General features: G+C 34.9%; 27 protein-coding genes. 6 read left to right on the top strand and 21 right to left on the bottom strand.

Features of this window, described 5'->3' with window-relative positions; all coding sequences use genetic code 11:
* Positions 1 to 32 precede the first annotated feature (32 nt).
* Together ACFEMA_RS13825 and aceB are read right to left on the bottom strand one after the other, a co-directional pair.
* Positions 33 to 1,664: an isocitrate lyase gene (locus tag ACFEMA_RS13825; protein WP_411768796.1), complete on the bottom strand. Its 1,632-nt coding sequence runs from the start codon at positions 1,662 to 1,664 to the stop codon at positions 33 to 35.
* 74 nt (positions 1,665 to 1,738) lie between these two features.
* Positions 1,739 to 3,337: a malate synthase A gene (gene aceB / locus ACFEMA_RS13820; RefSeq protein WP_411768795.1), complete on the bottom strand. Its 1,599-nt coding sequence runs from the start codon at positions 3,335 to 3,337 to the stop codon at positions 1,739 to 1,741.
* A gap of 119 nt (positions 3,338 to 3,456) precedes the next feature.
* On the opposite strand from aceB, the gene ACFEMA_RS13815 reads away from it, so the two are divergent.
* Entirely contained in the window at positions 3,457 to 4,932 is a 1,476-nt protein-coding gene (locus tag ACFEMA_RS13815) for a helix-turn-helix domain-containing protein (RefSeq protein WP_411768794.1), read from the top strand.
* Positions 4,933 to 4,986: 54 nt separating this feature from the next.
* Positions 4,987 to 5,352, top strand: a complete 366-nt coding sequence (locus tag ACFEMA_RS13810; RefSeq protein ID WP_411768793.1) for a YbbC/YhhH family protein — start codon at positions 4,987 to 4,989, stop codon at positions 5,350 to 5,352.
* Between the two features lie 59 nt (positions 5,353 to 5,411).
* Here ACFEMA_RS13810 and ACFEMA_RS13805 read toward each other — a convergent pair whose 3' ends face one another.
* From ACFEMA_RS13805 to ACFEMA_RS13755, 11 genes are all read right to left on the bottom strand, one after another.
* Positions 5,412 to 7,106 (bottom strand): hypothetical protein, encoded by a 1,695-nt coding sequence (locus ACFEMA_RS13805; protein WP_411768792.1) that lies wholly within the window; start codon positions 7,104 to 7,106, stop codon positions 5,412 to 5,414.
* A 92-nt stretch (positions 7,107 to 7,198) separates the two neighbouring features.
* Positions 7,199 to 7,735, bottom strand: a complete 537-nt coding sequence (locus ACFEMA_RS13800; RefSeq protein ID WP_411768791.1) for a hypothetical protein — start codon at positions 7,733 to 7,735, stop codon at positions 7,199 to 7,201.
* A gap of 58 nt (positions 7,736 to 7,793) precedes the next feature.
* Entirely contained in the window at positions 7,794 to 7,907 is a 114-nt protein-coding gene (locus ACFEMA_RS13795) for a hypothetical protein (protein WP_411768790.1), read from the bottom strand.
* Entirely contained in the window at positions 7,894 to 8,148 is a 255-nt protein-coding gene (locus tag ACFEMA_RS13790; protein WP_411768789.1) for a four helix bundle protein, read from the bottom strand. Before ACFEMA_RS13790 ends, ACFEMA_RS13795 begins: the two co-directional genes overlap by 14 nt.
* An 86-nt stretch (positions 8,149 to 8,234) precedes the next feature.
* Positions 8,235 to 9,470, bottom strand: coding sequence for a DUF6638 family protein (locus ACFEMA_RS13785; RefSeq protein ID WP_411768788.1), 1,236 nt, complete (start codon positions 9,468 to 9,470; stop codon positions 8,235 to 8,237).
* Between the two features lie 70 nt (positions 9,471 to 9,540).
* Positions 9,541 to 10,119, bottom strand: coding sequence for an NUDIX domain-containing protein (locus tag ACFEMA_RS13780; protein ID WP_411768787.1), 579 nt, complete (start codon positions 10,117 to 10,119; stop codon positions 9,541 to 9,543).
* A gap of 28 nt (positions 10,120 to 10,147) precedes the next feature.
* Positions 10,148 to 10,555: a hypothetical protein gene (locus tag ACFEMA_RS13775; protein WP_411768786.1), complete on the bottom strand. Its 408-nt coding sequence runs from the start codon at positions 10,553 to 10,555 to the stop codon at positions 10,148 to 10,150.
* Positions 10,556 to 10,646: 91 nt separating this feature from the next.
* Complete coding sequence (locus tag ACFEMA_RS13770) at positions 10,647 to 12,605, bottom strand: AAA family ATPase (RefSeq protein WP_411768785.1); 1,959 nt, start codon at positions 12,603 to 12,605, stop codon at positions 10,647 to 10,649.
* Between the two features lie 77 nt (positions 12,606 to 12,682).
* Positions 12,683 to 13,048, bottom strand: coding sequence for a four helix bundle protein (locus ACFEMA_RS13765; RefSeq protein WP_411768784.1), 366 nt, complete (start codon positions 13,046 to 13,048; stop codon positions 12,683 to 12,685).
* Positions 13,048 to 14,121, bottom strand: coding sequence for a hypothetical protein (locus ACFEMA_RS13760; protein ID WP_411768783.1), 1,074 nt, complete (start codon positions 14,119 to 14,121; stop codon positions 13,048 to 13,050). Before ACFEMA_RS13760 ends, ACFEMA_RS13765 begins: the two co-directional genes overlap by 1 nt.
* Before the next feature lie 3 nt (positions 14,122 to 14,124).
* Positions 14,125 to 15,471 carry a microtubule-binding protein gene (locus ACFEMA_RS13755; protein ID WP_411768782.1) on the bottom strand — a complete coding sequence of 449 codons (1,347 nt, stop codon included), beginning with the start codon at positions 15,469 to 15,471 and terminating at the stop codon, positions 14,125 to 14,127.
* Between the two features lie 167 nt (positions 15,472 to 15,638).
* Here ACFEMA_RS13755 and ACFEMA_RS13750 point away from each other — a divergent pair, with 167 nt between their 5' ends.
* Both ACFEMA_RS13750 and ACFEMA_RS13745 read left to right on the top strand, forming a co-directional pair.
* The gene (locus ACFEMA_RS13750) at positions 15,639 to 16,436 is read left to right on the top strand and encodes an MBL fold metallo-hydrolase (RefSeq protein ID WP_411768781.1); all 798 of its coding nucleotides are present in this window, start codon (positions 15,639 to 15,641) and stop codon (positions 16,434 to 16,436) included.
* A 115-nt stretch (positions 16,437 to 16,551) separates the two neighbouring features.
* Positions 16,552 to 16,776, top strand: a complete 225-nt coding sequence (locus ACFEMA_RS13745) for a hypothetical protein (RefSeq protein ID WP_411768780.1) — start codon at positions 16,552 to 16,554, stop codon at positions 16,774 to 16,776.
* A gap of 70 nt (positions 16,777 to 16,846) precedes the next feature.
* Here the strand turns inward: ACFEMA_RS13745 and ettA are convergent, their stop codons facing one another.
* The 7 genes from ettA to ACFEMA_RS13710 all read right to left on the bottom strand — a co-directional run bounded on the left by ettA (position 16,847) and on the right by ACFEMA_RS13710 (position 21,946).
* The gene (ettA, locus tag ACFEMA_RS13740; RefSeq protein ID WP_411768779.1) at positions 16,847 to 18,538 is read right to left on the bottom strand and encodes an energy-dependent translational throttle protein EttA; all 1,692 of its coding nucleotides are present in this window, start codon (positions 18,536 to 18,538) and stop codon (positions 16,847 to 16,849) included.
* Positions 18,538 to 18,720 (bottom strand): CAL67264 family membrane protein, encoded by a 183-nt coding sequence (locus ACFEMA_RS13735; RefSeq protein WP_369972426.1) that lies wholly within the window; start codon positions 18,718 to 18,720, stop codon positions 18,538 to 18,540. Before ACFEMA_RS13735 ends, ettA begins: the two co-directional genes overlap by 1 nt.
* A 108-nt stretch (positions 18,721 to 18,828) precedes the next feature.
* On the bottom strand, positions 18,829 to 19,545 hold the full coding sequence (locus ACFEMA_RS13730) for a pirin family protein (RefSeq protein ID WP_411768778.1): 717 nt from the start codon (positions 19,543 to 19,545) through the stop codon (positions 18,829 to 18,831).
* Between the two features lie 91 nt (positions 19,546 to 19,636).
* Positions 19,637 to 20,506 (bottom strand): pirin family protein, encoded by an 870-nt coding sequence (locus ACFEMA_RS13725; RefSeq protein WP_411768777.1) that lies wholly within the window; start codon positions 20,504 to 20,506, stop codon positions 19,637 to 19,639.
* A 153-nt stretch (positions 20,507 to 20,659) separates the two neighbouring features.
* Entirely contained in the window at positions 20,660 to 21,097 is a 438-nt protein-coding gene (locus tag ACFEMA_RS13720) for a MarR family winged helix-turn-helix transcriptional regulator (RefSeq protein ID WP_411768776.1), read from the bottom strand.
* A 35-nt stretch (positions 21,098 to 21,132) separates the two neighbouring features.
* Positions 21,133 to 21,414: a GNAT family N-acetyltransferase gene (locus ACFEMA_RS13715; RefSeq protein ID WP_411768775.1), complete on the bottom strand. Its 282-nt coding sequence runs from the start codon at positions 21,412 to 21,414 to the stop codon at positions 21,133 to 21,135.
* A gap of 1 nt (position 21,415) precedes the next feature.
* Positions 21,416 to 21,946 carry an NADPH-dependent FMN reductase gene (locus ACFEMA_RS13710; protein WP_411768774.1) on the bottom strand — a complete coding sequence of 177 codons (531 nt, stop codon included), beginning with the start codon at positions 21,944 to 21,946 and terminating at the stop codon, positions 21,416 to 21,418.
* A 155-nt stretch (positions 21,947 to 22,101) separates the two neighbouring features.
* Here ACFEMA_RS13710 and ACFEMA_RS13705 point away from each other — a divergent pair, with 155 nt between their 5' ends.
* Entirely contained in the window at positions 22,102 to 23,745 is a 1,644-nt protein-coding gene (locus ACFEMA_RS13705) for an acyl-CoA carboxylase subunit beta (protein ID WP_411768773.1), read from the top strand.
* A gap of 1 nt (position 23,746) precedes the next feature.
* Positions 23,747 to 25,024, top strand: coding sequence for an MFS transporter (locus tag ACFEMA_RS13700; protein ID WP_411768772.1), 1,278 nt, complete (start codon positions 23,747 to 23,749; stop codon positions 25,022 to 25,024).
* Here ACFEMA_RS13700 and ACFEMA_RS13695 read toward each other — a convergent pair.
* Positions 25,021 to 26,361, bottom strand: a complete 1,341-nt coding sequence (locus ACFEMA_RS13695) for a M24 family metallopeptidase (protein ID WP_411768771.1) — start codon at positions 26,359 to 26,361, stop codon at positions 25,021 to 25,023. The genes ACFEMA_RS13700 and ACFEMA_RS13695 overlap by 4 nt on opposite strands.
* Positions 26,362 to 26,390: the final 29 nt, after the last annotated feature.

The raw sequence follows: 26,390 nt of genomic DNA, 5'->3' as shown, positions 1-26,390 counted from the left end.
AAAATAAAAAATTACTCTCTTATTTTTAGTATTTAAGCAACTACGCTTAGTTTTTCTTCAACTTGTGTATTGCAAGTTTTAGTTTCAAATTGATTTGACGTATTTTTTTCGCCACCAGCTTTTAATGCTTTATCCCCAGCAAAAAATGTTTTATGATCATCACCAAGGTTAGAACCAGCCATTCTTTGATGTTTTACACATGAAACGCCTTTTCTAATTTCTTGTCGTTGTACACCTTTTACATAAGCCAACATGCCCTCGTCTCCAAAATAGCCTTCAGTTAAATCATTCATGTGCAACGCAGTTGTATGGTACGTTGGTAATGTAATCAAGTGATGAAAAATCCCAGCTTCTCTTGCAGCATCAATTTGAAAGGTTTTAATTTTTTGATCTGCACGAAAGCATAATTCTGAATTATCATATTCTGAGTCCATTAAATTATTTCTGTCATAAGCAGTCATATTTTCGCCTTCCAATACCATATCATCGTAGGCTTGATTACGGAAATTTAATGTCCAGTTAAATGAAGGTGAATTGTTATAAACCAATTTAGCATTTGGTACAACTTGTCTAACCCTGTTTACCATATGTGCAATTTGTTTCACATTTGGTGTTGGTGTTTCAATCCATAATAAATCTGCTCCATTTTGAAGACTCGTCACACAATCCAACACAACACGATCTATGTTTGAACCGTCTTTGAATTTATACAAACCGTTTGGCAACCTTACAGGACGTACCAGTTTACCATTTCTTTTTAGCAACACATCATCTTCTCTTGCGTCATTGATATCAATTTCTTCAGCTTCTACAAAAGCTAAATATTGAGATGCTAAATCTCCTGGTTCTTGACTCACAGGTAATTTTTGAGTAAGTCCTGCGCCTTCTGAGTCTGTTCTTGCTACAATAATTCCTTCTTCTACTCCTAATTCCAAAAATGCATATCTGATAGCATTAAGCTTAGCAATAAAATCTTCATGTGGTACAGTTACTTTTCCGTCTTGATGACCACATTGTTTAGCATCAGACACTTGATTTTCAATCTGAATAGCACAAGCGCCAGCTTCAATCATTTTTTTAGTTAACAAATACGTAGCTTCCTCATTACCAAAACCAGCATCTATATCTGCAATAATAGGAACTACATGTGTTTCGAAGTTATCAATTTCGTCTTGTACATCCTCACCTCTTTCTAGCCTGTTGAACAAATCATTCAACTCAATAGCATCTGCTTGACGCAAAAAATCATAGATTTCAGCTATAAGACTAGGAACAGCTGTTTTTTCGTGCATAGACTGATCTGGTAATGGCCCAAATTCTGAACGCAATGCAGCAACCATCCAACCTGATAAGTACAAGTATCTCTTACTTGTGGTTTTGTGATGCTTTTTTACAGCAATCATTTTTTGTTGTGCCACAAAACCATGCCAGCAGCCTAATGATTGTGTGTAATTTGAAGCGTCTGCATCATATTCTGCAATGTCCTTTCTCATAATGGACGCAGTGTATTTAGCGATATCCAAACCAGTTTTAAAACGATTTTGTGTAACCATTCTAGCTGCACTTTCAGGATTAATTGCATTCCATGTGTTTCCGTACTTTGCTTTAAGATTCCTTACTGTTTCCAATGCAGAACTATAATTGCTTTGTGCCAAATTTTTCATAATTTTGTGTTGCTTTATTATTTATTAATATGAGTATCCTGTTGAATGTTGCCGCATTCGCAGGATTTTTTGTTTTAGATGTATTGGTATGCTGGAAGCGTTAAAAATTCTTCAAACTCTTCAGCACTTACTAGCTCATCAAATAGTTTAATTGCTAGGTTAAATTTGGTATTTCTTATGTTTTCTTCTCCAATCTGAAGAATTAGTTTTTCTACTTCGTCATCAAAAATATCTGCATATAATTCAGTGTTAAAAACTCTACCATCTTCCAAAATCATTTCATTTTTGAGCCATTGCCAAAGTTGAGTTCTGGAAATTTCGGCAGTTGCAGCATCTTCCATTAAATTGTAAAGCGCAACAGCTCCATGACCTCGTAGCCAAGCTTCAGTATATAAAATACCTACATTTATGTTTTTTCTAACGCCTTCTTCAGTCACTGTGCCTTTAGGTAACTCAACCAAATCTTCCTTAGAGATTTTCACATCATCTCTGGTTACGTGCAATTGATTTGGTGTTGGCATGTGTTTGTTAAACTCTTTCATTGCCACTTCTACCAAAGCAGGATGAGCAACCCAAGTTCCATCATGACCATTTTGCACTTCACGTTCTTTGTCCAACCTCACTTTTTCTAATGCTGCTATATTGGCATGATCATTATTTTTAATAGGAATTTGTGCAGCCATTCCTCCAATGGCATGGATTCCTCTTTTGTGACAACGCTGAATGACCAATTTTGAATAGGCATCCATAAAAGGCGATGTCATTGTTACCTGATCTCTGTTTGGTACTACAAAATTGTCATGATTTCTAAATTTTTTGATATACGAAAAAATGTAATCCCATCGTCCGCAATTCAGTCCTACAATATGGTCTTTCAATTCGTAGATAATTTCATCCAACTGAAAACTCGCAGTAATCGTTTCAACCAAAACAGTTACTTTAAATGTCCCTGTTGGCACATTCAAATAGTCTTGAGCAAACTCAAAAACCTCATTCCACCAACGTGCTTCTAAATAATGCTCCAATTTTGGTAAATAGAAATAAGGCGCTGTGTTATGTTCTAAACGTGTTTTTGTATTGTGAAACACATATAAGCCAAAATCAACCAAACTTCCTGAAGCCTCTTCTTTATTAATTAGTAGATGTCTTTCATTTAAATGTAAACCCCTTGGGCGCACCAATAAAACAGCAGTTTCATTATTTAATTGATATGTTTTACCTCGCTTTACATCGTAAAGGGAAATGGTTTTATTATTGGCATCCTTAAGGTTTTGCTGACCTTCAATAGCATTTTTCCATGTTGGTGAGTTACTATCCTCTAGGTCTGCCATAAAGGTTTTTGCACCAGAATTAAGTGCGTTGATAATCATTTTTCTGTCTACAGGACCTGTAATCTCCACACGTCTGTCAATTAAATCATGAGGAATATCTCCCGCAACCCAATCGCCTTCTCTAACGGATTTTGTTTCTTCGGGAAAATCTGGAAACTCACCTTTATCAAAATCTTGTTGTTGTAGTTCTCTTTTTTCTAAAAGTTGCAGCCTTTTAGTATTGAATTTTTCGTGCAAAGCTGTTAAGAACTCAAGAGCTTCATCAGTTAAAACTTCAGGATAATAGTTGTTAACTTCTCTTGAATACTGAAATTTTAAAGGCTTTAATAATGTGTTTTCCATGCGCTTAATATTTTATGGATACAATGATATAACAAACAAATTAAAAAAACAAGCGAACGTTCGCTAAAAATATAAATTCGCTATATATAATAATTCGCAAATAATGCTATATTTGTTTTATGGAAGAAGAATATATTAAACTCATTTTTGGATTAAAGCTAAAACAGATAAGGACTGAGAAGAATTTATCGTTGTTTGGATTATCTAAGCTTTCAGGTTTATCAAAGTCGTATTTAAACGAGATTGAAAAAGGGAAAAAATACCCTAAGCCTGATAAAATCTCCATTCTTTCTGAAAAACTAGACGTGCCTTATGACAATATGGTGTCACTAAAACTGGATAAAAATCTCGCTCCTATTGGTGAGATTTTACAATCGGGTATTCTTAAGGAAATTCCGTTAGAGTTATTTGGAATTAAAGAAGGTGATTTAATTGATATAGTTGCCAATGCTCCAGCAAAAGTGAATGCGTTTATAAGTACCATTATTGAAATTGCTCAACATTATAGTTTTAGTAAAGAGAGTTTTTATTTGGCTTCTGTGCGTTCGTTTCAGGAAGCAAACAACAACTACTTTGATGATTTAGAACAAGAGGTTATAAAATTTGCAAAAGCCTATCAAATTGATTTAACAAAACCTATAAAATCAAGTGATTTAGAAGAAATACTTATTGAAGAATATGGTTATACCATTAATAATAAAGACTTAGAAAAGCATAAAGAACTAGATACTTTGCGTTCTATTTTTATTCCGAAATCCAAAACCTTGTTGTTGGCAAATCACATAGATGATGCACAACGTACATTTATTTACGCAAAGGAGCTTGCATACAATTATCTTAATTACAAGGAACGTTTATACACCTTTTCTTGGATAAAATTTGAAAATTTTGATCAAGTACTCAACAATTTTTATGCGTCCTATTTTGCAGGCGCCCTAATTATACCGAAAGCAGCTCTAACCGAACAATTGGAAGCTTTATTTGACAAGGAAACATTTGATGAGCGTCAGTTTTTAAAGATGATAAGCTCGTTTAACGCTTCACCAGAATCATTTTACCAAAGACTAACCAACATTTTACCCAAAGCTTTTAATATTCAAAATTTATTCTTTTTAAGGTTTACACATAAAACAGATTCTGAGCGATTTTATTTAAAAAAAGAGTTGCATTTATCGCATCAACATTCGCCTCATGCCAATGAAACCAATGAACATTATTGCAGACGATGGGTTTCGCTCAATGTTCTAAAAGACATTAGCAACAGCAAAAAAGACCACGTTTTTGATATACAAATTTCACATTACCCAAAGGATGATATGCAATATCTGGTATTGTCATCTGCCACAAAAGACCCTTTTAAAGAAACACACTACAGAAGTATAAGCGTTGGTTTACTTATTAACAAACAACTGAAGCGTAAGTTGTCCTTTTTAGAAGACAGTAAAATTAAATCTCAAAACGTTGGGGTTACTTGTGAGCGATGTACAATCTCTGACTGTAAAGTGCGACAAGCACCTGCTGTAATTTTAGAGCGTAAACACAAAAACAAACAAATTGAAACAGTTGTTGACGATTTAAAGAAGCAGTTTAGTTAGCTTTTTATTTGTGTGTTTAATTATTGAATATACTATTTGAAAAACAATTTGAAAATGAAATTAAAAATTATAATAGTAACCTGTATTCTATTTTTCACAAATATTCAAGCTCAAGATTCTGAATACAAAGAGTATGCTAAAAATCAACTCGAACTGGCATTAAAAGTTGACTATGATCGAACCAAAATGAATTTCAAGTTGATTCCTAAAAAAGAAAGCGCAATTATATACGCTGAATTGATTTTGTTTGAGCAATACGGAAAAGAACAAATCGAATTTGAAAAACCCTATCATGTTTATCTGATTGATGACTACTGGGTTATTTTTGGAACACTTCCAAAAAATTATAAAGGAGGCGTTTTTGAATTAGTTTTTGACTCTTGGAATGGAAAAATATTAAGACTATCACATGGAAAATAAAAAAGTTGCACAAAAATTATATAGTTTAATTTTAGTCCAAGTATTTTCGCAATTTATAACTAATTCCCAACAGATTTCAACGAATCAATCTGTCGTTGTAAGCGTTCAATTTCATCAGTATTTTTATTTACTCGCGGAATAGCAATCATAGAGTCCATTGCTTGTTGCCTAATGTCTTCATCTTTTAGTTCTTCCTGATAGTAGTAACCAATACCTTCTTCGCCTCTCCAGGCTTCATTCAATTGATCATAAACTGTTTTATCCCATTGACTTGGATGCTTTACATCTATCCAAATCACATCTCTGTATTCACTGTCAATTAAAACCAAGTCTGGCGTTGCAGACCCATCGAACTGTTGTGCGTTGGTTTCGCTAATCGCAGACACAGTTCCCAAAAAGAATAGGCGTTTGCGACCTGCAATATCTTTGACATAAGGTCTAAACTCTACAGGTGTATTTGCTGTCCAATCTATTTCCTTTCGTGATTCTTTAACTTTTAATGGCATTGCTGAAACGCCAGCATAGCCCTCTTTTTTACTGGCATGGTCATAATAGTATAAGTTATCCGAACCATCAGCAGGTATAATAACACTGTAGCTCAAGCTCGTCCGCTCCAAACCAAAAGGCTCTAATCCAAACCAGTGATAAAGACCACTATAGGCATTGGTATTTGTACCTGCAAAATCAAAGTCGGTAACATAAGGCTGTTGGTTTTGGTCTTTTGGCATTTCAGGGATTTTTACTGCAGTTTCCCTATTCCAAGGTAAAGGGTTAGTAAATCCACCTAGAAACTTTAAAGATTCTGCTTGTAGCCGCGAGACTTTTTCGGATAAAATATTCTGCTTAGATAAAAAATCGTAACTCTTAATTTCATCAGGACTTACAAAAGCACCTTTCCCGATGGTGATACGCTCTAAATAATCATTGATGTCGTGTTCTCCATTTTCGATAATCATCACGCCTCCAAAGGTTGGGTAAGGAAAAAAGAAACCTTTCCACTTTATAAGGCTTACGACCTGCACCCACTCACCAGTATCATCTTTCATATAAAATGTATCACTCGGCTCATAATTGAATAGCATCCACGGATTGAAGCGCTGTACTACGGCGTTATATGTATTTCTACTAAATTTTAAGGACTCCCCTATAGAAAAGGTAACTGGTATTCGGTTTTCATTTGAAAATCGTGGAAAAGGTGTTGTGCTACTTACTGAAAATACTTCTTCAGTATTATCACTAATACGCTGCATAATGTATTTTTCACTCGGCTGAATAGCCATTGTCCATTTGTTCTCATTATCAACTCTCACTAAATGGGGAAGCGAAACGTCTTTCGTCTCTCCGACGCTTTCATTCGCCATAGAAAATATATTTCTAAGAGGCTGAATACGTTCGTTCTGAGTCAGAGGCAACTCGTGTATTTCTTTTTTATTGAGGTGCTTGTATACATTATAAGTTTTCATATAATCGTACAACTCATAATGCCAACCAAATACATATAAAAATCCGAATAACGCTATTAATAGACCTAAAATGCCTAAACGACGTCCAGTGCTTGGTGTATTTCTAAACTTACGAAGTCCTAAAAATAAGACCAATACACTCACTAAAATGATGAATAAGTATTTTCTAAGGAATAAAAGAAAAGGTTGGTAATCATCACGCAGTACAAACAGTAAAATGAGCAGAACTAATCCACTAATAATGACAATCCGTTTTTGCTTACGTCCTTTATTCCAATAGTTTTTTATCATAATACTTCGTTAGGTTGTAATTATTTGGATAGGTTGATTAGTTAATATATTATTTATGAGATCTTGAAATGAATTCAGGATGACGCTAAGCGTCACATTAAACCCTTATCCTTTAGGCGTTCTCGCGCTGATTTCTTTTCTTCTTCAGGCTCATTCTCAATTTCTTTTTTGGCCTCTTCAACAACCTTAGCATCTTTGGTTTTTAAATCCTCAATAAGGTCTTTTCCTTTTTCAAAGGTGTTTTCGACATAATCGCTTAAAGAATCGCTTTGCTCATCAATTACTTTTGATGAACGAATCACAAAATGAGCAACGTAAGTACCAATAAGTGTCCCTGATGCAATTGAAGCAAAGGCTGAAATACCATCATAACTCGCAAATACTGAAATAGGAAATAAAAACTCAAGCACCAAAGCAATAACCAAGAAAAAAGAGACCACAAAAATGAGTCGCGGTATAAACGCTTGTTTATAGACAAAGCCTTTTGGATTATCAGCAGACATTTGCAGCTCTTTACTATTCACTATCTTATTTAAAAAGCGATAAGCACCATTTCCATTAGACTCCCGCCAATACAAGAAAATTCCGAATAGTATTGCTGCAATAAAAATAACAAGTTCTAGTCCCATGATGTTATAGTTAGAAGTTAAGAAGCAGGAAGTATGAAGTCCTCACTTAACTCGGTTATTATTTAATCTTATTTCTAAATGCGATTGTCATATTCATGATGTCAAAACAATCCTTGTAATATCTTTCAAATTTATCATTCTCTATATAATTTCTTCTTTTAGCTTTGTGCAAACAAGTAACAACTTCCTGCAATTGATCGAATTGAATAGCCAAGAAACCTTCTATATTCTGGTCCAGATTGCAAAATTGAACCTTCTGATATATTTAATGCTATAGAATCTGAAGCCCTTCTTAATTGTGAAGATAAATTATATATCTCTTTTTTTGGAAAACCATCGACGAGTATATTCATTTCATCACCCAAATCCATTGCTTTTTGCCAAATCAGTAAATCTTCAAACTTAAACCTCATATTATATGTCTTAAATAATACGCATTTGTTACTATAATTATGAACTCGTTACTCCTAACTTCCGGCTTCAATCTCCTAACTTCAAACTATATATTCTTACTTATGGTCTCAATAACCCAGTCTTTAAAAGAATCATCCCAAGCATCATAATTTTTATAAAACTGCTCCTTATCATACCAATATAAAAATAGGACATCTTTAGGAGCGATGTTCACCAAAAGCTTATGAATAAGGTCTCTATGACTTGCTGACAAAGATGAGTGTGGCTGGTGCAATGCAAAAAACAACTTCTCATCTACAATATCTTCAATTTTATAAGCATTACTTTTTTCTAACTTTTCGAGATAAAGCTCTACTGACATCACTCGTTTTCGATCGTCGATATTTATTTTATTCAAATAGCTCTTAAACAACACTTTATCCTCTAAGATATCTCGGATAGGATGTTTAGTGTTTTTAAGGCAAAACGCCAGTTCATTTTTCTTTATCCTATCGTATTTATCGGTATTTACAGCGGTTTCTAAATTATAACCTATAATTAAATGCTCCCTCAGTTTTATAACCAATTCTTTTTGAGCTATATGATAAATCAACACATCGTGTACTGTATCTTTTATAGCTTCTTTGTAAGCGTCCTTATCCTCAAATATGATAATCGGTTTTATAAAATCCCTCAAAACATAAATACCACCAAAAGATCTTGTGAAAAAAGAATCTGTTGCATACCCGATAGGATGAAGATCTAAATCCCGATTCCTTAAGTCACCATAAGTTTTAGCAGATTTAAGCAGTTCTGTCTGGAGGGATTCATCAATAAAATTATGGTCTCTTTTAAACTTTTCAACGAGTTGAAGCTGCTGCTCCTGAATTTTATTTAAATCATCTATAAGTCGAAACCGAACATTAATTTCATCATACTTAAGTACATCTAGGGGCTCATAAAATACATCAATGCCTTGGTCAAAATCTATACAAATAGCGGAATCTCTTGTAATATCATTGATTTTTGTCCCGTGTGTTCGGAAGACGTGCTTCATCATGTCCCTATCGAATGAATGATATGGTAGATACACAGGTTTCCCTTTTTGCAATGGAGATATGATAATTCCATGAGGATTTGCTTCCCCGTGATTTAAGTAGTCGAGGTCCTCTTTTTCTTCTGCAATTTCAGGACTCCAGCCAATACCATCAATAGAGAATGTTTTAAGTTTTGTTCTATTAAAACCGAGGGTATCTAAACACTTGTTATAGCGCTCTACCAATTTACCACTTACGGGTAATAATTCACTTCTATATAGATTTGCTTGTTTAAGTTTGTTCATAAAAGCCTATCCGAAATCCTTTCCAAAGGAAAGGACTTTTTGATCATTGATTTTTTAATTTCTTTTATCATTATAATAACTTATGGATTTGAGCATATTGAATTAGCATAATTGTTTTAGCATCTTTAATTTCTTGGTCTCTCAGCATTTCTAAAACCTCTTCAAATTGAAATTCTAAGACTTCTATATCTTCATTCTCGCTATCCAATCCACCACCTTCGTTTACTTTCATCTTATCATTATATTCAGCAATAAAAAAATACATTTTCTCAGTTATTGCTCCTGGCGACATATAAGCCGTAGAAACTTGCTCTGCATTAGTAATCTTATACCCCACCTCCTCTTCTACCTCTCTTACAATAGTCTCTAAAGGCATATCACCAGAATCAATGGCGCCTGCACAAACTTCAATAGACATACCGTCATTATTGTCATTTTCGTAAGCAGGCATCCTAAATTGTTTGGTTAAAATAACTGTGCCTTTTTGTGGATTATACAAAAAAATGGCCGTGCCATTTCCACGATTATAACATTCTCTAGAAAGTCGTTTCCATTTACCACTACTGAATTGATAATCAAAATCAATGCGTTTTAATGTCGCCCAGGCTTTGGATAGGATGGTATGATGTATGTTTTTAACTTTTACCAAATACTTATTTTTAAAATTGTAACAACCCTTAAAACCACCAATTAAAAACCTGTATACTGCCAACTATGATTAAAAAAATCAGCATAATGAAAAAAGCTATAGAAAATATTCCTTTAGCTATTTCACTTAATCGAGAGGGTTTTTTGATTGATTGAAGAAATTCATAGCGAGAATCATATACTGGCTCAACACTTTCAAAAAGCCCAAATAATTTACACCAATCACCATGATCTATTCTTATACTTTTATTTTCGTTATTTTTTCTATCTTCAAATAACCGAGTTGCTTTTAAAAGCTGTCTTGCAAAAAGCAATAAACCAGCTTTATTTGCTTCTATATCTGGATAGTCATCGTTAGTTAGTCCAAAATATGCTTCATTTTGTGGAGCATTTTCCCCTAAAGTCATTATCATTCGATCCAAATCATATTCATCCATTTTAACTATACTTTTACTAAATCTCAGTTTTAATATTTAGAGATTTTTAATTGTTAACACTATCATTTTACGCAATGAAAATAACACATATCTATTTCTCAAACTGATCTCTCGCCTCAGCTTCAATATTGAGTTGATGGATACGTGCATCAACTTTTCGTTTGAAGTCCGTATCAGCAATTGTAGCGACGTTATCTAAATAACGAATCACTTCTTGACGTCTAATTTCAGAAAAGTCTAAGCCTTTCATGTTAGCTTTCATTAATTCTTGCAGCATGGAAAACTTAGTGTCGTAATCTTTCTTAAAGTACGTCTCAGGATTCTCGAACCAATCTTTTTCTAAATCAAAATCGGTTAAACGTAATGAAATTGCAGATTGGATATTCCTAACATCCCTTGATGAGAAAAACGGGAAAATCTTTTGAATCTCCTTATAAAGTGCTGCATAGAACAAATGCTCTTCTTGCTTATGTTCTTTTTCAATTCTATCATATACCTTATGAACTCGTTCTTCAGTTGGTTTTTCAACCATATTTAAAATATCGCTCATAGATTTTGCCAATCCTTGATTTTCTAGATACTTATAACCCTTTGGATCTTCCATATTTACAAAGTCTGGCATTGTGTTTTTAAGTTTATTCCACCATAAATAATCTTGATCTAAGAAATCGTATTCAGTACGAGCACCATCAATTTTAAATCGACCTTGTACTCTAGAAATAACAGCTTTATCAAGCATCTCAGGCAAATTTGTAAATAAGCCTATAGAACTATTACCATAATTTACGGCATAAGCACCTTCTGTATATCTCAAAAACACGCCTATAACTTCTTTAACACCTGCAGAAACTCCTTGAGCCGTTCTTTCTTGTAAATTATTTTCTGCATCATCAATGGGTGCAAAAATCAACTTTGAAGGATCCTGTAAGGGTTTCATCCACTCTACCATCTTTTCTGCTGAGCCACCCTGAAAGGTGCTTATCAGTGTATCTGGCATCGGGTGGAATAAAAAGGGGATGTCTAGATTATCGCTATGCTCTTTAAGTCGTGTCGCAATAGCTGCTATAAGCATACTCTTTCCTGTTCCTGGAATTCCATAACCCATAAACACCGGCATAAACCCGCCTAATTCTTGAAACGGATTTTTTTTTACCGCAAAATCATAACTCAAAAGACGTTCAGTCAATCGTCTGGCAAAGTGCTTTGCATCACGGTTTCCTACAATTTGCTCAAACTGAATTTTGTTAAATTCAACACTTTTAGCTGTGCCTTCGAAGGCATTGTTCCAACCAGAAATTGCAAAGTCCGACTTTTCGAGCTTATAGGTTCTGTCCGTTATGGTTTCAGTGTATTCTAATGTGCTTTTTCTAAGCTGAATTTCGGCAATTAATGCTTCAAAATAAACAACCGTGAAATCAATAACTTCCTTATCGGATTTTATAATTTCAGGATGGTTTAAATACTTATCATAATAATACAGAGCACAGGAAATTCCTTTTAAAGGAGATAACAAAGAGGCTTCGGGTAAACCACCGAACTTTTGCTTCACCACACTGAGGTCATCAGATGCATAAGGCTTTAAATCATGAAGGATTTTATAGGCTATTGAAAATAACATAAAAGCCGTGGCTGTATGCATTTTGCTTTCGTACTCTCGCTTAGCTGTTACATCTAAAGTTGATTTTCGTTCTATTAAACTCGATAATCCTGATGCGTCATAATAACTGTCTTTAATCCAAATTCCTAAAGTTAAGCCTTCTTGAATGGCGAATAATGCTTGATTTAAAAATAGCGGAAGCGCAACAGATTCTGGTAGTAGTCGCTTCTTTAAAGCCAAAACCGTTTTAGATACAGAAACTACATCTGCTGAACCTCCCCCATTATTTGCCCTAGAGAGATACAATAAAATAGATTCGTCTTTTGCGTCCTTATCTCTATTTTTTGCACGTTGACTTTGCTCCCATTGAATACTTTTTAAGTAAGACGTCGCTTCGTCTCTAAGCATATCAAGCTCATTCTGTTTTATAGGAAAAGTTGAATTGTGTTCCATTTTTTATTAGTATTCAGTATGCAGTTGGCAGTTTTCAGTAATTCTTCTACTCCACTTATTCATGACTGTATTAGTTTTTATTTTAAACCAAATTTCTCTGGATTGTTTATCATGTAATTTAAAAGCTTTCCTATTTCTTCACTTTTATTTTGTAATTCTAATCTTTTTTCTTCTGAAATATACTCACAAGCTATTGCAAAATCTAGCCATAATTGAGTTTCAGAATTTTCACTATCAGCATCAGAAATTTTACTTTTAAAATGTTTTTCGTATTGTCTCTTTCTGTATCCTTCTGCAATGTTAGAACACACAGCTCTACTTAATCGTATCATTTGAGAAGTTAATCCAAATAATTCTGATTTGGGAAAACTTTTAGTTATATGAAATATTTCCATAGCTAAATCGAAGCCTTTTTGATATGCTAATAATGTTTTGAAACTCATTACTTAGTCATTTTCTTAGATGTACTACTGACTGTATACTGAAGACTGCTAACTTCAATAGGTGGCTTAGCCAATTTGTTTATCGTTTCTGGTGTTTTGTTATATAGCATCTGTATGATTCTGTGAGGCGCCAACACATACTTTTGTTTTACAACATCACTCCAACGTTGCAAGGTTTGTTTACTAAAAAAACTACCTTCTTTAAATTCACTTCCAGAGAACACTTCATCCACTTCTAGTGAAAAGGCATACGATTCTATCGGAATTTCTTTCTTACCAATACTTTCCAAAATAGCATGTGTGACTTCATTCTCATCTTTGGCAAACACATTATGCAACGGCCCTAAATCAATCCGTTTTATATGCTTAGGAAAAACGTCTGGTAATTTTCGGTCAATAGCATAAGCCATTGCATCTAAATTCATTTTACGATCTGCGACTTGTTTTATGGCTTCGTATATAGTTACTTTATCTGAATTGGGGTTTCTACCATCATAATCGAAATACATAAAACAAACAAAAGGTCGGTTGTGTGCCACATCGTAAAAACTCCAGCTGGTCATATACTCTGTTGATTTTGCCTCTGGTGTTTCAACTATTTTACCCTGAACAAAGCGATTAAAAATATATTCTTGCTTTACATTAGTGTAATACACAATTGAAGCCGCTTGGAACAAACGCGATTTTTTGATGGGCTGCTTCTTTCGCATTAAAGTATCTAAAAACTCTTCTTGTAACACTTCAATATCAGTGAGTTTATTGAGATATTCTTGTCGTAATGCTAAATCATTAAAGAGGTACCTAAATTCTAAATAATTGGGAAAACCAGAATCAGTGAGGTCAATTTTCATGTTTTCCTCATCGTCATACATGTATTTTACACGCATGGCTTCAATAGAATACAAAAACAAATCACAGTATTGCTTAAAGAAAATGAGTTCTTTATCGCTGCATAAATGTTGTTGCTGCATTTTAACAATCAATTCCTTGATTGTAAAATCCACCATGCTATGATAGAACTCATATTGAGCCTTTGAGTCTAAATGAGCCGAATCTAATGGGGTAACAATCATGTATTACGACAATAAATCTTCCTCTTTTTGGTCTTCAGTTGCACCGTTTCCAACTCCACCTGAATCGTTAGAAGGTTCAGCATTTCCATCAGACTTATAGTATTCTTCAAAAATCTCCTTCATATCAATACCATAACGCTCAGCGAAATTCTTCTGAATATCAACATCTTTAGCACGAATTTCCTGTAAGGCCTCAGCATAGCTACTGTAAACACCTTGCATAACTTTTTCGTGAACAGGAATGTTATCCATCATTTCTTGACGTGCCTTAGCACTAGCTGTATGCATAGATGCGAGGGTTTCGCCAATATGCTCATCAGTTTTCACTCCTAAGTGTTCCAAAATAGCTGCAAATTCTTGATCAGTTCTCGCTTTTAAAGCCACCACATAACCGTCATAATATTTAAGTCGCTCCTCGGTATCCGATTTTAATTTAGCTCGATGCGTCTGTAAATTACTTCTCAAAGAAGTCAATACTTTAATCGTTAAGTTATGCTTGTGTACAAAACTATCCTTACTCGCAGCCAAGGTCGTATAAGCATTTTTGAGACCCTCTAATTCTTCGACCTTCTGTTCTATCGTTGTGACTTTCCCAATCGCTTCAGCATATTCTGCAGACTGTTTATCTACAATTTCCTCTAAAGCCTGTCGTGCTTGTTTAAGATTTGCATATTCAGTTTCGAGCTTATCTTCAACTTCTTTTTTCTTTTCTAAAGCTCTGGTATGGTTCTTCGTCGCTTCTACAATTGCCGTTTGTAACTTGTCCTCAACCTCTTTAATTTCTATTTCGCGGTCTTTTAAACGCTTTACAGCAGCCTGACTTTTAAATGACAATTCATTCAATAAGGTCTGAACATCAGCAGATTCTATACGTTGCTGAAACATAGCTTTTGCCTTATTATCTGCAGCATCCCTGTCTTTTTGAGCCGCTTTAAGTTCTTCCTCAGCGTTTCTTATTTTGCTTTTACGCCCCCAAAGGTTATTCCACCACGTATCTGGTTTGTTTTCAGCATCCTCCAACTCAACCTTTGCACGCTCTAAACGTTTAATGGCATTGTCAATTATTTTTTGTTCATCGGCATTTAAAGATGAAAAATCCTCAAATATAATCCCAACCTCATCCTGGTAATCTGTAAGATCTTTAATAGCATCCAATAGTGTTGTTCTGTCCTTTTCGGCCATGTGTACCACATCATCCAAAGTAGCATTCAATATTTTTTGACGTACTTCAGGGTCATCTTCTTGGGCCAATTTAGATTTCATGGTATCTATAGCTTTGCCCCAATTGACATCAACTTTTTCTTGTTTTTCGTTGGAATTGGTTTCTAATAAATCGAATTCATCAGACATAAGGATTGAATTTTAAAGGATTGAACAAATTTTGGATAAGCAATTTCGACAATTTTTATGAGTATAAAAACTTTCGCTTCAATTTATAAGTAGGAAAAAACAGAAAAATGTTACAGCAATTTCGTTTCCCATATCGAATCGTTATTTTTATAAAAAACCTAATAATTATGAAATTTAATACCCTAACCTTATTGTTTACAGCTTTAGTTTTATTGTATAGTTGTAAAAATGACAAGAACCAATCACAAGACAGTGTAGAAATTACTGAAGTAGATGAAGGAACAACTGAGGCTACGATGACTGACTCACAAGTCAAAGTTATTCCTATAAACCATGGAACGTTGGTCTTAGAAACTGAAGACCAAGTGATTTATGTCGATCCTGTAGGAGGTGCTGAAGCCTTTGAAGGTCAGAAAGTACCAACCATGGTTTTAATTACTGACATACATGGTGATCATTTAAATGTAAAAACATTGGAAGCGCTTAATTTAGAAGATGCAGATATCATTGTTCCACAAGCTATAGCTGAAAAATTACCAGAAGGCCTTGGAAAAAGTATAATTGTCTTAGATAATGGTAAGTCAACAGAAGTTAATTCGATGACTATTGAAGCTATTCCCATGTATAATTTACGAGAAGAGGCAAAGAATTTTCATACAAAAGGACGTGGCAATGGATATGTGCTAAATATCACAGATGAGCGTGTTTACATCAGCGGAGATACTGAGGATATACCAGAAATGCGCAATCTAAAAGATATAGATAAAGCTTTTATATGCATGAATTTGCCATACACTATGACTGTTCAAAGTGCTGCGAGTGCTGTTATAGACTTTAAACCTAAAGAAGTTTATCCCTATCATTATAGAGGAAAAGATGGATTAAGTGATGTTGAAACCTTTAAATCTCTAGTAAACAAAGGTACTTCTAATGTAAAAGTTGTGCAGTTGGGCTGGTATAACTAACAGTTAATCGAGGCTTTTGTTAAGAACTTTTTCTAAATAATTTAAAATTAATAGGTTACAAATTAGAAAAAAGTCTATATTTGATTATTAATCCAAATCATAATAACTGTGAGTTATGTATAATTTCCTACATATTTTAGCTACAATGGTCTCTACAGAACAATTGACCATTATATTAATAGTTGTTGCTGCCGTCTTTTTTGTTTTTATTGGTATTGCAATTATAAAGATGTACAAGTTGAAGGCGGAAAATAAAAAACTCATGGAAACCAATGCCTATAATAGTCTAGATGATACTTACAAAGATTTTACTGGCGGTCATTTATACGGTGATAATTAAATACAATACACAAGTACATAAATAAAGAAAGGCACGCTATGCGTGCCTTTTTACATTTTCGAGATATCGTTTACCTAACTAGCTTCTTATATTTAATGCGTTTAGGCATTATATCCCCACCTAATCTTTTCTTCTTGTTTTCTTCGTAATCACTAAAACTACCTTCAAAGAAATACACCTGACTATCACCTTCAAATGCCAAAATATGCGTACAAATTCTATCTAAAAACCATCTATCATGGCTAATCACAACTGCACAGCCAGCAAAATTTTCAAGACCTTCTTCTAAAGCTCTTAATGTATTGACATCAAGGTCATTAGTTGGCTCATCTAAAAGTAATACATTACCCTCTTCTTTTAGTGTCATTGCTAAATGCAAACGGTTTCTTTCACCACCAGAAAGTAATTTTACCTTTTTATTCTGCTCACTACCAGAAAAATTAAAACGACTTAAATAGGCTCTAGAATTTACTTGCCGTCCTCCCATTAAAATCAATTCTTGTTCGTCACTAAAGTTTTGCCAAATTGATTTTTCAGGGTCTATATTAGCATGTTTCTGATCTACATAAGCAATCTTCGCCGTTTCCCCGACTTTAAATTCACCTTTATCTGGTGCCTCTTCATCCATAATCATTCTGAAGATGGTCGTTTTACCAGCACCATTTGGGCCAATAACCCCAACAATACCTGCTTGTGGTAAATTAAAATTAAGATCTTCGTACAATAGTTTATCTCCATAAGCCTTACTGACGCCGTTGGCTTCAATGACGTTAGTACCTAAGCGAGGTCCATTTGGAATATAGATTTCCAATTTTTCATCTAATTGCTTTTGATCTTGACTTAAAAGTTTATCATAATTTTTTAAACGTGCTTTCTGTTTGGTTTGCCTCCCTTTAGCACCTTGTCTTACCCATTCTAGCTCTCGTTCTAATGTCTTTTGACGTTTTGAAGCTGTTTTGCTTTCTTGGGCTAGTCGCTTCGATTTTTGATCTAACCAAGACGAATAATTACCTTTCCACGGAATACCTTCACCTCTATCGAGCTCTAAAATCCATCCAGCCACGTTATCCAAAAAGTATCTATCGTGTGTTACAGCTATAACCGTACCTTTATACTGTGCTAAATGATGTTCTAACCAATGAACAGATTCCGCATCAAGGTGGTTCGTTGGCTCATCTAACAACAATACATCTGGTTCTTGTAAAAGCAATCTACATAAAGCCACTCTACGACGCTCTCCTCCTGACAAAACTTCTATTTTTTTATCGCCTTCAGGTGTACGCAAAGCATCCATGGCTATTTCTAGCTTAGTGTCTAATTCCCATGCATTGGCAGCATCTATTTGGTCTTGGAGCTCTGCTTGACGGTTCATCAGTTTTTCCATCTTGTCTGGATCACTATACACCTCTTCCAAACCAAACATATCATTGATTTTGTTATACTCATCAAGAATTGCGACAGTTTCAGCAGCTCCTTCTTTTACGACTTCTAACACGGTTTTAGAATCGTCTAAGATGGGTTCTTGCTCTAAAAATCCAACAGAATACCCTGGCTGAAAAACGACATCTCCTTGATAATTGGTATCAACGCCTGCTATAATTTTAAGCAATGTGGATTTACCTGAACCATTAAGACCTAAAATTCCGATTTTAGCCCCGTAGAAAAAACTTAAATAAATATTCTTTAAAACTGGTGTATTAGCACCTTGGAAGGTCTTAGTAAGACCTGCCATTGAAAAAATAACTTTTTTATCGTCACTCATTATACACGTCCTTTTAAAGCATTAAACACCCATGCAATAGCAAAAAACCCTATACCAACTGAAGCAAATCCCCATCCGGCAACTTCGTCATATCTAAATGCACCAAGTGCAATCAATCCAAGTCCTACTATTATCATAATTGTGGTAGCCCATGCTAGCACTGTATTTTTATTCATCGCCATAATCGCTTTTTTAATTTTAGATAGTTAGTTAAAAACAAATATCGTGATTTTAACTAAAAGAGCATCCTTGTTTAGGATGCTTTTAATATTCTAATGAACGCCAATGCGTCATGACATCGGAACCTCTATAATGATAAGTTCTGAATCTACTTTAGCAAAAATTTCAACCTCGTCAACATCATGTATCCCAATTGCATCCCTATCTAAAAGCTCTACATCAGCCACTTTAAAATTTCCACTGACATTAAAAACATATAATCCATTATTAGATGATTGAGGGCTTATGGCTAAGGTTTTACCTTTTTCCAAGTCAGATCTATATATAAAAGCTTGTTGACTTATAGGCAATGCATCACCTTCCAATTTGTCTTTTGGAGCCACAACGGTTTGCAGCTTGTTTTTTCTCCCTTCTTTCGGAAACTTACGCTGTTCGTAATTTGGTTCAACACTCATTTCTTCTGGAAGAATCCAAAGCTGTAGAAAATTAACCTCTTCTGTTTTACTATCGTTAAATTCTGAGTGTGTTAGTCCTGTTCCAGCACTCATCACCTGAACTTCATCAACTTCAATCGCACGCTTATTTCCCATATTATCTTTATGAGATAATGCGCCCTTTAGAGGAATGGAAATGATTTCCATATTTTGATGTGGGTGAGTTCCAAAGCCCATTTTTGGCTGTACCACATCATCATTTAAAACTCTTAACATGCCAAAATTCATTCGCTCAGGGTTTTGATACCCTGCAAAACTGAAAGTATGGTATGATTTGAGCCAGCCATGGTCTGCATAGCCTCTTGTGTCTGCTTTGTGTAGTATTGTTTTCATAGAAAAACTTGTTTTTTATTCCCACTAAAGTGGAAATCTAGTTATACTTATTTATAGTATGAGATTCCTGCTTTCGCAGGAATGACAATTATTAATTAGCTGGAAGAAACCCCATTTTACCCATTTGGTAATCTCGCATGGCTTCCATGAGCTCTGTCTGTGTATTCATCACATAGGGTCCATAAGTAGCCACCTCTTCATTTAAAGGTTCTCCAGAAAGAAAAAGTAAAAGACTGTCTTCAAGGGTTTCAATTCTAAATCCTTCACCATCCTGATTGAATTCAATCAATTGATTTTTATCTAGTTCTAAGATTTCGGTATTTATTTTTGTCTTTCCTTTTAGTAAATAAATCAGAGATTGATGTGTTTTATTAATCGGAATGTCAAAAATACCACCCTCTTTAGCTTCAATCATAAAAGCGTTTACTGAAGTTTGAGTAGAAATTCTTCCATAAGTACCGTTCAACTCTCCCGATATTACCTTTATTTCTACTTTTCCATCTTCCGAAACGACGCGCCTAAAGTCTTCATGTTTTTCATGCTGGTAATTTGCTGGAATCATTTTCTTTTCCGCAGGTAAATTCAACCATAACTGTATGCCTTCAATATAACCGCCTTTTTTTACAAAAGCTTTGGTCGGTGCCTCGGCATGAACTATTCCCCGGCCAGCCGTTGTCCATTGCACATCTCCAGCTTTAACAATGCTTTCATTACCAAGAGAGTCTCTATGCAGTTGTTCTCCTTGAACAAGAAACGTCACTGGCTCAAAACCACGATGAGGATGCGGACCCAAATCGAATGGGTTATGCTCTTCAGATATTTTATAAGGACCGTAATGATGTAATAGAATAAAAGGATCTATCATATCAATACTTTGTTTCGGAAACGGTTGTCGTAACCTAATTGGTCCCATATTAACGAAATCGCTTCTTCCTATTCTTTTTATTGTGTTTTGTTTCATTCTACTTTCATTTAATAGTTTCCATGGAAACTATTTGGTTAAAAAAATATACTTTATTAATTATATGATACTGAAACAACGCTTTGATGCTTCGACTGCGCTCAGCACAGGCTTACTCAGTGTGTCAGTTCAGCATGACAAACTATACGTTTGTCAACGCATTTTATCTAATAGATTGCTAAGTTGTTCTGCTTCTTCTTCATTGAGGTTCTTCAACAAATCTTTATTTAAATTATTGGGGATAGATTCTAATAAAGCCTTCCCTACTTCAGTAATCGTTATTTTAACAACACGCCTATCATGTTCTGATGGTAGACGTTCTATATAGTTTTTAGCACAAAGTTTATCCATTAAACGAGTAGCATTAGGCGAGCGTTCTAACATCCTGTCTTTAATGGTCTGAACTTTTAAGGGCTCCTCTGCTCCACGTAATATTCTTAAAATGTTGTACTGCTGTGGACTTATGCCATAATCCTTAAAAAATTCATTCTGGCAACTTGTTATCCAGTTTGCCGTATAAATAATGTTGAGTAATGCTTTTACTCTATTATTCTCAAACTTAGAATTAATGTCTTTAGCTAAATCTCCCATCTTTATTAGTCGTCAGTTTTCAGTTTCATTTTGTTCTAAAACAATAAATCCCTGTATTCTTCTCGTTTTTTAAAAACAGCGTTTGCAAAAGGACACAAAGGCATAATCTTTATATCGTTTTCACGCGCGTATTCCACTGCGGCTTCAACTAATTTGTAGCCCACACCTTCACCTTGCAAAGACGGATCAACTTCGGTGTGATCGATAATAATTTTGGATGGACCAGCTTTGCTGTAGGTCATCAGGCCTAATTTATTTCCGTCTTTTTCATAATAAAACTCTCCTTTTCTCTCAAATTCTGAATGTTGTATATCCATGTTACAAACTATTTTGAAATATTTTTACTTTAGATTTTAGTTCACTATCTAATTCCTCATTGATTATTTTTCCGTCCGAAAAATTCTCATTGAATTTCGGAAAGGAAAATATTTCAATAATTTTAGCATCGTGCCTAGGAAATCTATCCTTGGCCATAGCTAAGACTGAAGCTCCTCCTCTACCACCTGGAGACGCAGCCATCAATAACATAGGCTTGCCCAAAAATGTTTTTTGCTCTACACGAGACGCCCAATCGAATACATTTTTAAAAGCTCCTGTATAAGCCCCATTATATTCAGGCAACGATAAAATAATACCGTCGGAGTTCTTTATTTCATTTACAAAATCTTTGGCCTCTTTAGGTTGACCATTAGCTTGTTCTCGGTCTGCACTATATATTGGCATTTCAAAAGTGTTAAAATCCAACACTTTAACGTTCACACCGTTTAAAAGCTCAGATGCATAAATTGCTAATTTCTTATTAATTGAATTACTACTATTGCTTCCTGCTAAGGCTATTATGTTTTTCATTAACTATGTTTTTATTTGAATTCAAAAATACAAAATATAAATTTATATTCCAAGGAATATAATTCCATGTAACATATTTTTAACACTTCATTTAGAAATGAAACGTTCTAACTATTTATAACTTTCGTAAATTCGTGGCAAAAGAATTCAACTGAATGGATATAAAATTCAACAAAAACGAAGATCATAATAAACTTTTAGTATCTGATTTAAAATCACGGCTAGCAAAAATCAAGCTTGGAGGTGGTCAGAAAAGTATAGATAAACATCATGGTAAGGGCAAAATGACAGCACGGGAGCGTATTGACTACCTGTTGGATCCCAAAAGAAAATCTATTGAAATCGGTGCTTTTGCAGGTGATGGAATGTATGAAGACTATGGGGGGTGTCCATCTGGAGGCGTTGTTGTTAAAATTGGTTATATAAAAGGAAAGGAGTGTATCGTTGTTGCCAATGATGCCACAGTAAAGGCTGGGGCTTGGTTTCCTATTACCGGAAAAAAGAATTTAAGAGCTCAAGAAATTGCAATTGAAAATCGACTACCTATAATTTATCTGGTCGATAGTGCAGGTGTTTTTCTACCCATGCAGGATGAAATTTTTCCGGACAAAGAGCACTTCGGGCGTATTTTTAGAAATAATGCGGTGATGAGCAGTATGGGCATAACACAAATTTCTGCGGTTATGGGGAGTTGTGTTGCCGGTGGTGCCTACTTACCTATTATGAGTGACGAAGCACTAATCGTTGACAAAACAGGAAGTATTTTTTTAGCAGGAAGCTATTTGGTTAAAGCGGCCATTGGTGAAACCATAGATAACGAAACCTTAGGCGGTGCAACCACGCACTGTGAAATTTCTGGAGTAACTGACTATAAAGCAAAAGACGATAAAGATGCGTTAGACACCATTAAGAATATCGTTAGTAAAATAGGAGATTACGACAAGGCTGGTTTTAATAGGGCTGAACCTAAAAAACCGTCAGAAAACCCGCAAGATATTTATGGGATACTACCAAAGAGTCGTGCCGATCAGTACGATATGAATGAGATTATAAAGCGTTTAGTCGATGACTCTGAATTTGAAGAATATAAAGCAGGTTATGGTCAAACAATTATCACAGGATATGCACGTATCGATGGTTGGGCGGTTGGAATAGTCGCTAACCAACGCCATATCGTAAAAACAAAGGGGGCAAAAACAAAACCAAGTGAAATGCAGTTTGGTGGAGTCATTTATAATGACTCAGCAGATAAAGCAACACGTTTTATTGCCAATTGTAACCAGAAAAAAATTCCATTAGTCTTTTTGCAGGATGTTACTGGTTTTATGGTGGGCAGTAAGTCTGAGCATAGTGGTATTATTAAGGACGGAGCAAAAATGGTTAATGCTGTTAGTAATTCCGTTGTTCCAAAGTTCACCATTGTCATTGGCAATAGCTACGGGGCAGGCAACTATGCTATGTGTGGCAAAGCCTATGACCCAAGACTCATTGTGGCTTGGCCAAGTGCTGAGCTTGCTGTTATGAGTGGAAATTCTGCTGCAAAAGTATTACTGCAAATCGAAACAGCCTCCCTTAAAAAGAAAGGTGAAACCATAACACCCGAAAAAGAAAAGGAATTGTTTGACAAAATTAAATCTCGCTACGACGATCAAGTTTCCCCGTATTATGCAGCTTCCAGAATTTGGACGGATGCTGTTATTGATCCATTAGAAACTAGGACTTGGATTAGCATGGGCATTGAAGCAGCTAATCATGCTCCCATTGAAAAACCTTTTAATTTAGGTGTGTTGCAAGTTTAATATGCAACAAGAGAAATCAACAAAACAGCCTTTATACGTTATAATACTATTGATATTAGCGGCAGAGGCTGTTTTTATTTTACCATTTGTACTGCAACGTATTTTTAGAACCACCTTTTTGGAGTCTTTTGATATAAGTCAAACTGAAATAGGTAGCTGTTTTTCGGCCTATGGAATTGTAGCGCTCGTATCTTATCTCTTTGGTGGTCCACTTGCGGATAAATTTAAACCCAATACTTTAATGTCTGTTGCACTTATTTTAACCGGATTGGGCGGGTTGTATTTAGCGACATTTCCTAACCTATACAATCTTCATGTCCTCTATGGTTTTTGGGGGTTTACAACCATATTCCTCTTTTGGGCACCTATGATTAAGGCCACCAGAATCTGGGGAGGTTCAGATAAACAAGGTATTGCTTTTGGGTTTTTAGATGGTGGTCGTGGCTTGGTTGCTGCTCTTTTTGGCTCAGTTGGAGTGCTCATATTCTCTTTGTTTATTACCAAAGACATTGAATTAACAACAGTATCTGAGCGTCAAATAGCATTTAAGGAAGTCATCCGGTACACTTCATTCGCTGTTATGACCATTGGGGTTATTGTCTTTTTCTTCCTGAAGTTTAACACTAGTATAACATTAAATTCTGAAAGCAAAATCAAGTTATTGACCTTAGATAATTTTAGGATTGTTATGAAATATCGCTCAGTTTGGTTACTTATGATTGTCATTCTTTGTGCTTATTATGGGTACAAAATGACAGATCTATTTAGTCAATATGCTGAACAAGTGATGCTTTACAATAAGATTGAGGCTGCCAAAGTTGGCACATATCTATTATACATGAGGCCCGTAATAGGAGTTGCTATTGGTTTACTTGCGGACAGAACTAGAGCTTCATTATGGATTGTAATTGGATTCTTATTAATGACAATAACAAGCTTAATATTTTATTTAGGTATTATCAATGATTCAAAAACACTTCTTTTTATACTCTCAATAGGAACAATGGCTATAGGTGTATATTCAGCCAGGGTGCTTTATTTTGCTACGCTTGAAGAAGCTAAAATACCGTTGGCAGTTACAGGAACAGCTGTTGGCTTTATTTCTATAGTTGGTTATACACCAGATATTTTCGCTGGCTTATTAATGGGGCTTTTCTTGGATGCTGATCCTGGTGCTGTTGGTTTACAAAATGCCTTTGGTATTATGGCTGTTTTTACAATTGTTGGTTTCTTTGCATCTTATTTTTTTTACAGGCATTCAAAAACAAAAGCAATCTAATTGCCTTGATGTTTCTTAACCCTAGGAACTGTCAATAATTCAGTCTGCCGCCCATTAACATATCTAAAGCCGTCTTCACCCCAAAATCCAGCTTCTTCGAGCATAATACGTATATCTCTTTTCCACTCGGGAATAGTTACCGTTGTATTTAGTTCAATCGCATATACTGTGTTTTCGTGTAATGGATAATCCCCATTGACAGGCACTCCTCCTTGAGAATCCCACATTCCTAATGTCGTCCCTGATGAGTGACCATAAGTTCCTAATGGATGCGTATATATTGCGGGTCTCAACCCTTCAGCTTTTCCTTGGTCTAAAGATTCTTTTAAAATGGAGTTTCCTGTTTTTCCAGTTTTAAAATTAGATGTAAAAATATCTTGAACCCTATTTCCATCCTTCAGTGCATCAACCAAAAATTTGGGTGGAGCTTTTTCCTCAGGCTTTAATACATAGGCCAATTCCTGGCAATCTGTATTTAGTCTCAAATAGGTAATACCAAAATCACAATGCAACAAATCGCCTGGTAGTATTACCATGTTTTCGGGTCTGTTAGAAAATGCATAGAGATGATTCCCTAATTCTTCAGCAGTACGTTGTACATCTACAGTTGGGTGAAACCACGTCTCTAAACCCAACGACGTTACTTTATCTCGCATCCACCATTCTACATCTGTTGTGGTTGTGATTCCTGGGGTAATCACTTTTTCTGAAAACGCTCCTGCAATTATATTGTGAGTAATATCTACTAGTTGATTGTAAATAACCATTTCAGTGTCAGTACGTGATTCAATCCAACTTATAGCTAGTTTTTCAGCAGATTTCACTGTAGATTTAAATTTTGAAGGTAAATATGACATAAAAGCTTCATAATCCGTTTTTACTATACCGTCACAAATATTAAAATTGTCCGAATAATTAAGTCCGATAGATTTTGGGTGACGTTCTTCAATAATTTGCATTAATCGTTTCCATTGATCTGGTTCCTTGTCTTTATCCCAAGCAGAACTAATGTTTTCACCAAAATTATATCGTGCTACAGCTAATTTTTCGATGGTATTATTCGCTTTGTCTCTGTAAAAAACCAAAATAGTTCTTCGTCTTGCATTTAACCACGTTGCAGGCAACATTGTTTTTAAAACAGGATCTTCATTATATTCTCTTGAAATCACTACCCACATATCAAAGCCTGTTTCATCCATAAGCTTTGGCAGCAAATTATCAAAACGGTCTTTCAATATCTCATCAACAACTTCAGCACGCTGGCGTTCTGGTAAAATATGCTGAGCAGAAATTGATAAATTAAAACAAAGAACAATGAGCAGTAAATTGTATTTCATGGTAGTATTTTAATTTGAATAAAAATACT

Source organism: Winogradskyella sp. A3E31, assembly GCF_046720935.1.
Classification (GTDB): Bacteria; Bacteroidota; Bacteroidia; order Flavobacteriales; family Flavobacteriaceae; genus Winogradskyella.
The sequence above is the reverse complement of the archived record's forward strand: the minus strand, read 5'-3'. Positions and strand labels throughout refer to the sequence as shown.